The sequence below is a fragment of the Belnapia sp. AC561 genome (genome assembly GCF_979252845.1).
In genome coordinates this window covers 269,374-276,204 of the sequence record NZ_CEEDBP010000002.1, presented here as the reverse complement: position 1 = coordinate 276,204, position 6,831 = coordinate 269,374, and the positions used below count along the sequence as shown (strand labels likewise).

9 protein-coding genes and 1 tRNA gene are annotated in these 6,831 nt (G+C 66.9%); 2 read left to right on the top strand and 8 right to left on the bottom strand.

The genetic code is table 11. The features are described from left to right. The 8 genes from AC0IW9_RS03075 to AC0IW9_RS03040 all read right to left on the bottom strand — a co-directional run. The coding region (locus AC0IW9_RS03075; RefSeq protein WP_471646720.1) for a glycoside hydrolase family 16 protein at positions 1-854 on the bottom strand (854 nt) is incomplete at its 3' end. Between the two features lie 303 nt (positions 855-1,157). Beyond that, positions 1,158-2,159, bottom strand: coding sequence for a GTPase ObgE (obgE, locus tag AC0IW9_RS03070; RefSeq protein ID WP_471646719.1), 1,002 nt, complete (start codon positions 2,157-2,159; stop codon positions 1,158-1,160). Positions 2,160-2,262: 103 nt separating this feature from the next. Then, positions 2,263-2,532: a 50S ribosomal protein L27 gene (gene rpmA, locus AC0IW9_RS03065; protein WP_290316637.1), complete on the bottom strand. Its 270-nt coding sequence runs from the start codon at positions 2,530-2,532 to the stop codon at positions 2,263-2,265. A 19-nt stretch (positions 2,533-2,551) separates the two neighbouring features. Next, the gene (rplU, locus tag AC0IW9_RS03060; protein WP_290316639.1) at positions 2,552-2,869 is read right to left on the bottom strand and encodes a 50S ribosomal protein L21; all 318 of its coding nucleotides are present in this window, start codon (positions 2,867-2,869) and stop codon (positions 2,552-2,554) included. Positions 2,870-3,035: 166 nt separating this feature from the next. Continuing rightward, the gene (locus AC0IW9_RS03055) at positions 3,036-3,893 is read right to left on the bottom strand and encodes a DMT family transporter (RefSeq protein WP_471646718.1); all 858 of its coding nucleotides are present in this window, start codon (positions 3,891-3,893) and stop codon (positions 3,036-3,038) included. A gap of 7 nt (positions 3,894-3,900) precedes the next feature. Then, positions 3,901-4,755, bottom strand: a complete 855-nt coding sequence (gene folD / locus AC0IW9_RS03050; RefSeq protein ID WP_471646717.1) for a bifunctional methylenetetrahydrofolate dehydrogenase/methenyltetrahydrofolate cyclohydrolase FolD — start codon at positions 4,753-4,755, stop codon at positions 3,901-3,903. Beyond that, entirely contained in the window at positions 4,752-5,060 is a 309-nt protein-coding gene (locus AC0IW9_RS03045) for a DUF167 domain-containing protein (RefSeq protein WP_471646716.1), read from the bottom strand. Before AC0IW9_RS03045 ends, folD begins: the two co-directional genes overlap by 4 nt. Then, positions 5,057-5,368: a YggT family protein gene (locus tag AC0IW9_RS03040; protein WP_471646715.1), complete on the bottom strand. Its 312-nt coding sequence runs from the start codon at positions 5,366-5,368 to the stop codon at positions 5,057-5,059. The genes AC0IW9_RS03045 and AC0IW9_RS03040 overlap by 4 nt, the downstream gene beginning before the upstream one ends. Positions 5,369-5,544: 176 nt before the next feature. Here AC0IW9_RS03040 and AC0IW9_RS03035 point away from each other — a divergent pair. Together AC0IW9_RS03035 and AC0IW9_RS03030 are read left to right on the top strand one after the other, a co-directional pair. Further along, positions 5,545-5,620 (top strand) — tRNA-Ala (locus AC0IW9_RS03035). Between the two features lie 80 nt (positions 5,621-5,700). Beyond that, the gene (locus AC0IW9_RS03030) at positions 5,701-6,723 is read left to right on the top strand and encodes a GNAT family N-acetyltransferase (protein ID WP_471646714.1); all 1,023 of its coding nucleotides are present in this window, start codon (positions 5,701-5,703) and stop codon (positions 6,721-6,723) included. The last annotated feature ends 108 nt before the right edge of the window (positions 6,724-6,831 follow it).

Below are 6,831 nucleotides of genomic sequence, written 5' to 3'. Positions count from 1 at the left end.
AGATAGGCATCCTGGCTGATCTTGAGGACCAGCGTGTCGCTGCCGCTGCCGACGGTCTTGATCACCGGCGTCGTGTCGATGACGGGCACGGGGGTGACGACAGGCGGCGGGGCGACGGGGGGCTGCGGTGTGCCGCCGGTGCCGGTCCACTGCGACATCACCACGTTGTCGATATGCGTCGTCACGACGCCCGGGGTCGTGCTGTTCGGCCCACCACCTAGCCAGTTCTCACCGGCTGCGGCGACATAGCCCATTGCTCCGAAGCCCATGGCGGTATCGGGAATGACCGACTTGTCCGTCCATTCCGCAACGACCACGCCATCGATCTTGATGATCAGGTCATTCGGCAGCCAGGTCATGGAATAATGATGGGTCTTGCTCGGGTCGATGCTGCTGAAGATCGAGCTGTACTGGTGATTCCCGCTGCTGTCGGCCCAATGCACGCTGTGCATCGCCTCGCCCTTCGGCGCTTCCAGGATATCGATCTCGCCGTCCTGCGGCCAGATGTCGGACATCGGCCACATCAGGATGGCGGCCTGGGTTCCCTGTGCCTGCTCGACCCGGGCATCGAACTCCACGGTGCCATAGGTGATCGTGAGGCCTGCCTTGAGGCTGGAGAAACCACCCGCGGTCCAGGACCCATCCGAGTGCCTGGTATCGGTCACCTGCATTTCGCCGTTACGAACGTTGACGTCGTTGGAACTCCAGGTGAAGGCGCCGTTCCAATAAGAGCCGCCGTTGTAGGCAGAACCCCAGTTGGACGTTTGGTACCCGTTGCTGAAGTCGTCAGACAGCACGACTTTATAGGTATTGCCGTTCGCGTCCGTGGTGGTCGATCCGATCGAGGCAACCATGGGTGAATACTCCACATCACCGTGAGGCACGCGTTTGTGATCGCGCTGTGCGTGGAGGAGATATGTCGTATGCAACCTACGATAGCAATCACGGAATCGTGTTTCCGGATTTCACATATGATGTACGGATTCTTAACGGCATGAGCCGTGCTATTTAAATATTTGAAAATGCTGTGTTTTCAGGTTTGCAGCGAGCTGAGGCTGTCGCCGAGAGCCAATATGCTCAACAAAATGGGCCCGCTGCGCGGCACACAGCGGACTGATCCATCACCCTTTGGTTGATAAAGGCGAAAGCGCTGGCTCCTAGCCGGCACGCTTTGCGGTGATGGCATCCTGCAGCGCCCGCAATGCCTGAGGCACGCCTTCCCCGGTCACGCCCGACAGCAGCAGCACCGGGCGGCCCACCGCCCGCTCCAGCGCGCGCAGCCGGCTGGTCCGGCCCTGGGGAGTCATGGCGTCCAGCTTGTTCAGCGCCACCAACTCGGGCTTCTCGTCTAGGCCATGGCCATAACCGGCCAATTCCGCACGTACCGTGCGCCAGGCACCCACAGGGTCCGGTTGGCTGCCATCGACCAGATGCAGCAGCACCGCGCAGCGTTCGACATGGCCCAGGAAGCGATCACCCAATCCGGCCCCCTCATGGGCGCCCTCGATCAAGCCCGGGATATCGGCAAGGACGAATTCCTCGGTCGCATTCAACCGCACCACGCCGAGCTGCGGATGCAACGTGGTGAAGGGATAATCGGCAATCTTCGGCCGGGCCGCGCTGACTGCCGCCAGGAACGTGGATTTCCCCGCGTTCGGCAGCCCGACCAGCCCCGCATCGGCGATCAGCTTCAGCCGCAGCCAGAGCCAGAGCTCCTTGCCCGGCCAGCCCTTATCCGCCCGGCGCGGCGCACGGTTGGTGCTGGTCTTGAAATGCGCATTCCCATGGCCGCCGTCGCCACCCTCGGCGATCACCACACGGGCGCCCGGCGAGTCCAGATCGGCCAGCAGGGTTTCCTTGTCCTCGGCGAGGATCTGGGTCCCGACAGGCACCTTCAGCACCACGTCGTCGCTGCCGGCGCCGCTGCGATCCTGCCCCGCGCCGTTGCCGCCCTTGCGCGCCTTGAAGTGCTGGGCATAGCGATAGTCGATCAGCGTGTTCAGGCCTTCGACGGCCTCGACCACGATGCTGCCGCCGCGGCCGCCATTGCCGCCGTCAGGGCCACCGAACTCCATGAATTTCTCGCGCCGGAAGGCAATGACGCCATCGCCACCGTCGCCGGCTTTCACCCAGACCTTGGCTTCATCGAGAAATTTCATCGGGTGTCGGACCCTAAAAACAAGAACGGGGGCCGCAAGGCCCCCCTTCGGATACAAAAACGGGGGCCTGAGGCCCCCGCTGGATCACCCTCAGGGGTGAGGGTTATTCGGCTGCGAGGGCAACCGGCAGCACGGAGACATGGACCCGGCCCTCGGCCTTGCGGTCGAACTTCACCGTGCCATCGACCATCGCATGCAGCGAATGGGTGCGGCCGACGCTGACATTCGTACCGGCCTTCATCTTCGTGCCGCGCTGGGTCACGATGATATTGCCGGCGCGCACGACCTGCCCGCCATACAGCTTGACGCCAAGTCGCTTGCCGGCGCTGTCGCGCCCGTTGCGGGAGGAACCGCCCGCCTTCTTATGTGCCATGCTAAGTGCTCCCTCTCGCTCAGGCCGCGGCGATGTCGCCGATGCGCAGGACCGTCAGGTCCTGGCGGTGGCCACCCTTGCGGCGGCTGTTCTGCCGGCGGCGCTTCTTGAAGATGATGACCTTCTCGCCGCGTGCCTGCTTCACCACCGTCGCGGTGACGCTGGCGCCGGGGATGGTCGGCGCGCCGAGGGTCAGGCCGCTCTCGCCGCCCATGGCCAGCACGTCGTGGAAGGTGATGGTGGCGCCGGGCTCGGCTTCCAGCTTCTCAACCGTCAGGACGGCGTTCGGCGTCACCCGGTACTGCTTTCCGCCGGTGCGGATCACTGCGAAGGTCATCGTGCGGTCCCAACTGGTCGCGCCAGGTTTGTCTGCCGGGGTCGGCGCGGCCCCGGGCGAGGTGTTCGATATGAATGTCGGCCAAGCATGGCCGCCGTCGGCGCAAGCTGCACCCCCGGGAGGCGAGGCGTATAGCCGCGACTCACCGCCGCCGTCAACGTCACGCTCAAGACTTTCGGGTTTGGAACAGCAAGGCGAGGCCTGCCAGGGTCACCGCCCCGCCTGCCAGGTCGGTCCAGCCCAGCGTTTCGCGCAACAGCGCCCAGCCGAAGATGGCCGCCAGCGGTGGCGCCAGAAGCTGCAACGCCGCCGCGGTCGCCGGCGGCAACCGCTTCAGCATGGTGAAATACAGCGCATAGCCGCCAATCCCGACCACCACCACGCCATAGGCAAGGGACAGCACCGCGACCAGGCTCGGCGGCCCAGGCAGCCGGTGCTCCACCAGGCTGGCAAGCAGGATGAGCGTCAATGCCGCCACCGTGGCCTGCATGGCATTGGCGGTCCAGGCATCCACCCGGCCACGGGCCGGGGCGAAGACCAGGATGCCGGCCGCCTGGGAGAGCGCCCCACCCAGCGCCAGCAGGACGCCCCAGATCTCGAAGCCCACGGCGCCCCGTCCGGCCCCCAGCACCGCCACCCCCAACCATCCCAGCGCGAGCCCGGCCCAGGCCAGCGGCGCCACCCGACGGCCCAGGAAAGCCACTTCCCCCATCGCCACGAACAGGGGTGCGGTCGAGGAGAGCAGCGCCACCAGTCCAGAGGGGAGGGTCAGCGATGCCATCCAGGCGCCGGCGAGATAGCCCGCCGAGCCGAAGACCCCCATCGCTGCCAACCGCCAGCCATCGCCCCGGTCGGGCCATCGCACCCCGCGCCAGAACAGCACCCCCGCAAGGATGGCTCCGACGCAGCTGAAGCGCACCGCCAATGCCCAAACCGGCGGCCATTCCGGTACCAATCCCTTGATCGCGGTGAAGGCAGAGGCCCAGATCGCCACGAACAGCAACCCCAGGCCGAACCCCGCCATGCCGGGATTATCCGGCTGGAACGCCCCGGCGGGCCAAGGCCGCCTCCAGCGTATTCTCCAGCAGGCAGGCGATGGTCATGGGCCCGACCCCGCCCGGCACGGGCGTGATGGCGGCGGCGCGGGGCAATGCCTCGGCGAAGGCGACGTCGCCCACCAGCCTGCCCTCGGCATTGCGGTTGATGCCGACATCGATGACGGTCGCCCCTTCGGCGATCCAGTCGCCGCGGACCAGCTCAGCGCGGCCCACGGCGGCGACCAGGATCTCCGCCCGGCGGCACTCGGCCGCCAGGTCCCGTGTCCGCGAATGCACCACGGTCACCGTGCAATCGGCCGCAAGCAGCAATTGCAGCATCGGCCGGCCGACGATCTGGCTCCGCCCCAGAACCACGGCCCGGGCGCCGGACAGCGGCGTTCCCGCGGCCTGCAACAGATGCATCACCCCCTTCGGGGTGCAGGGCACCAGCCCGGGCTGCTGGGTTGCCAGCCGTCCTGCGTTGACCGGATGGAAGCCGTCCACGTCCTTGCCCGGATCGATCGCGGCGATGACCATGTCCGGGCGGATCTGCGGCGGCAGCGGCAGCTGCACCAGGATGCCATCCACGGTCGGGTTGATGTTCAGGTCCGCGATCAGCATCAGCAGGTCGGATTCGCGCGTCTCGACCGGCAGATGGATCGTGGCGCTGTCGAAGCCGGCCGCGGCGGCGGCGCGATCCTTGTTGCGGACATAGACTCCGCTGGCCGGATCATCCCCGACCCGTACCACGCGGAGGCCGGGGCGGAACGACAGGTCGGCGATGCGGCTGGCAAGGCGGCCGCGCAGCGCTTCCGCCACGGCCTTGCCATCGATGATGCGGGCGCTCATGCCAAATCCTTCAGCTTCGGGGCCAGCAGATCCGGATCCCCGGTCACCTGCAGCAGCTTTTCCCGCGATCCGGCCCCCTGGAGCACGGTGACGGCGGAACCGGCGACGCCAAGTGCCTCGGCCAGTGTGGCACAGATGGCGCGATTGGCCCGGCCATCCTCGGCCGCCTCGGTCACCGCCAGCCGGAGCCTGGGCCCATCAAGCCCGGGAGCGGTGCCGCCGAGACCCGGGCGCCGCGCCCTCGGCTGCGCCTTGACCCGAACGGTGACCCCACCCCGGATCGCCCGCCACCAGCCTTCGCTCAAAAATACAGGCCGTTCAGCAGCAATGCATTGCGTGTCGCATTCAGCAGCATCTGGCAGGCGGTGATGAGCAGCAGCACGACCAGGGGCGCAAGGTCCACCGGTCCGAAGCTTGGCAGTACCCGCCGGATCCGGCCGAACAGCGGCTCCGTTACCCGATAGAGGAAATCCGCCACCGTCCAGACGATCCGGTTGCGGGTATCGAGCACGTTGAAGCTGATCAGCAGTTGGACGATCACCGCCAGCAGCACCGCCCACCAGAGCAGGTCCAGCACCGCGCCGGCCAGGAAGAAGACCACATCCAGAAACATGCCTTTGACCTTGCCTGGCGGAACCGCTCCCGCTCGGAGCGCGGCCGCAACCTAGTGACGGCCCGGCCGCACGACAAGCAGGCTCGCCACCCCGCTTGACTTCCCGACGCGGCGAAGGCATCTAGCGCGCCCTGCGGGCCCCCAAGCCCGCGCGGTTGGCCAAGTGCCCGCCAGGAGGGGCTGTAGCTCAGTTGGGAGAGCGCGTCGTTCGCAATGACGAGGTCAGCGGTTCGATCCCGCTCAGCTCCACCACCTTTCCCCACAGCGTTGACAGCAGGCCGCCACTGCCTGCACCTGGGCACCGAACCCTCCCCCCGAGGTCCCCTCAGACTGTGACCGTTCTCCCCGGGTATCCCGCCGATTTCGCCCTTCTTCGCACCGAACGCCTCACCCTTCGCCCCCTCCGGGCCGAGGATGCGACGGCGCTGCATCGCCTGATCAACGACTGGGAAGTGGCCAAGACCCTGGCGAGGGTGCCTTTTCCTTATAAGCGGTCGCTGGCGGATGAATGGATTCTCTCGACCTGGGCGCAGATCGCCGCCGGAGAGGCTTGGCACCTGGCCGTCATCGGTGAGGAGCCTGGTCCCGATGGTCCGGTCGAAACGCTGGTCGGCTGCGTCGCCCTGACCCTGGATACGGATCGTCAGCAGGCCGAATTGGGATATTGGGTCGGACGCAAATACTGGGGCCATGGCGTGGCATCCGAGGCCGCCGGAAGGCTCTGTCGCTGGGCATTGGCCAATCTCGAGATCACCGGCATCCATGCCAGCGCCTTGCGGGACAATGCGCGTTCGGCCGCAGTACTGCGGCGGCTCGGCTTCCGTCCCGCCGGCGAATCGATGCAGACCTTCCTGTCGCGGGGCGGGCCGATGCCGGTGCAACTCTTCCGCGGCGGAAGGGAGGAACTCAGCGGCGATGCCGGCCCCATGGCGCAGGCCACGGAGCCGGTTGATGGCCTGCCCATCATGCTGGTCGCCGCCGTCGCCCTGGTCGATACCGATGGCCGCGTCCTGCTGGCCCGCCGGCCGGAGGGCAAGCCCTTGGCCGGGCTATGGGAATTTCCCGGCGGCAAGGTGAAGGCCGGGGAGACGCCGGAAGTCGCCCTCATCCGGGAACTGAAGGAGGAGCTGGACATCGATGTCAGCGCGAGCTGCCTCGCTCCCTTCACCTTCGCCTCCCATACCTATGAGAAGTTCCACCTGATGATGCCCCTGTATATCTGCCGCAAATGGGGCGGGACGCTTCGGGCAGTGGAGGCGCAGACCCTGGCCTGGGTTCGTCCGAAGCAATTCGGCGGTTATGCCATGCCCCCGGCGGACAAGCCGCTGGTCGCCATGCTCCAGGACTTCCTGTAGCGCCCTGGCAGTCCTGATGCCGCGGTCCGCGGCGACGGTTCCTGACGCGGTCGCAAGCCGTGACGCGGTTACGTCACGGCTGGACGGACGAGGCCGGATCAAAGGCCG

Excerpts from the sequence above, each read along its gene's own strand:
- obgE (WP_471646719.1), bottom strand. The coding sequence starts at position 2,159 with ATGAAATTTCTCGATGAAGCCAAGGTCTGGGTGAAAGCCGGCGACGGT.
- rpmA (WP_290316637.1), bottom strand. The coding sequence starts at position 2,532 with ATGGCACATAAGAAGGCGGGCGGTTCCTCCCGCAACGGGCGCGACAGC.
- rplU (WP_290316639.1), bottom strand. The coding sequence starts at position 2,869 with ATGACCTTCGCAGTGATCCGCACCGGCGGAAAGCAGTACCGGGTGACG.
- AC0IW9_RS03055 (WP_471646718.1), bottom strand. The coding sequence starts at position 3,893 with ATGGCGGGGTTCGGCCTGGGGTTGCTGTTCGTGGCGATCTGGGCCTCT.
- folD (WP_471646717.1), bottom strand. The coding sequence starts at position 4,755 with ATGAGCGCCCGCATCATCGATGGCAAGGCCGTGGCGGAAGCGCTGCGC.
- AC0IW9_RS03040 (WP_471646715.1), bottom strand. The coding sequence starts at position 5,368 with ATGTTTCTGGATGTGGTCTTCTTCCTGGCCGGCGCGGTGCTGGACCTG.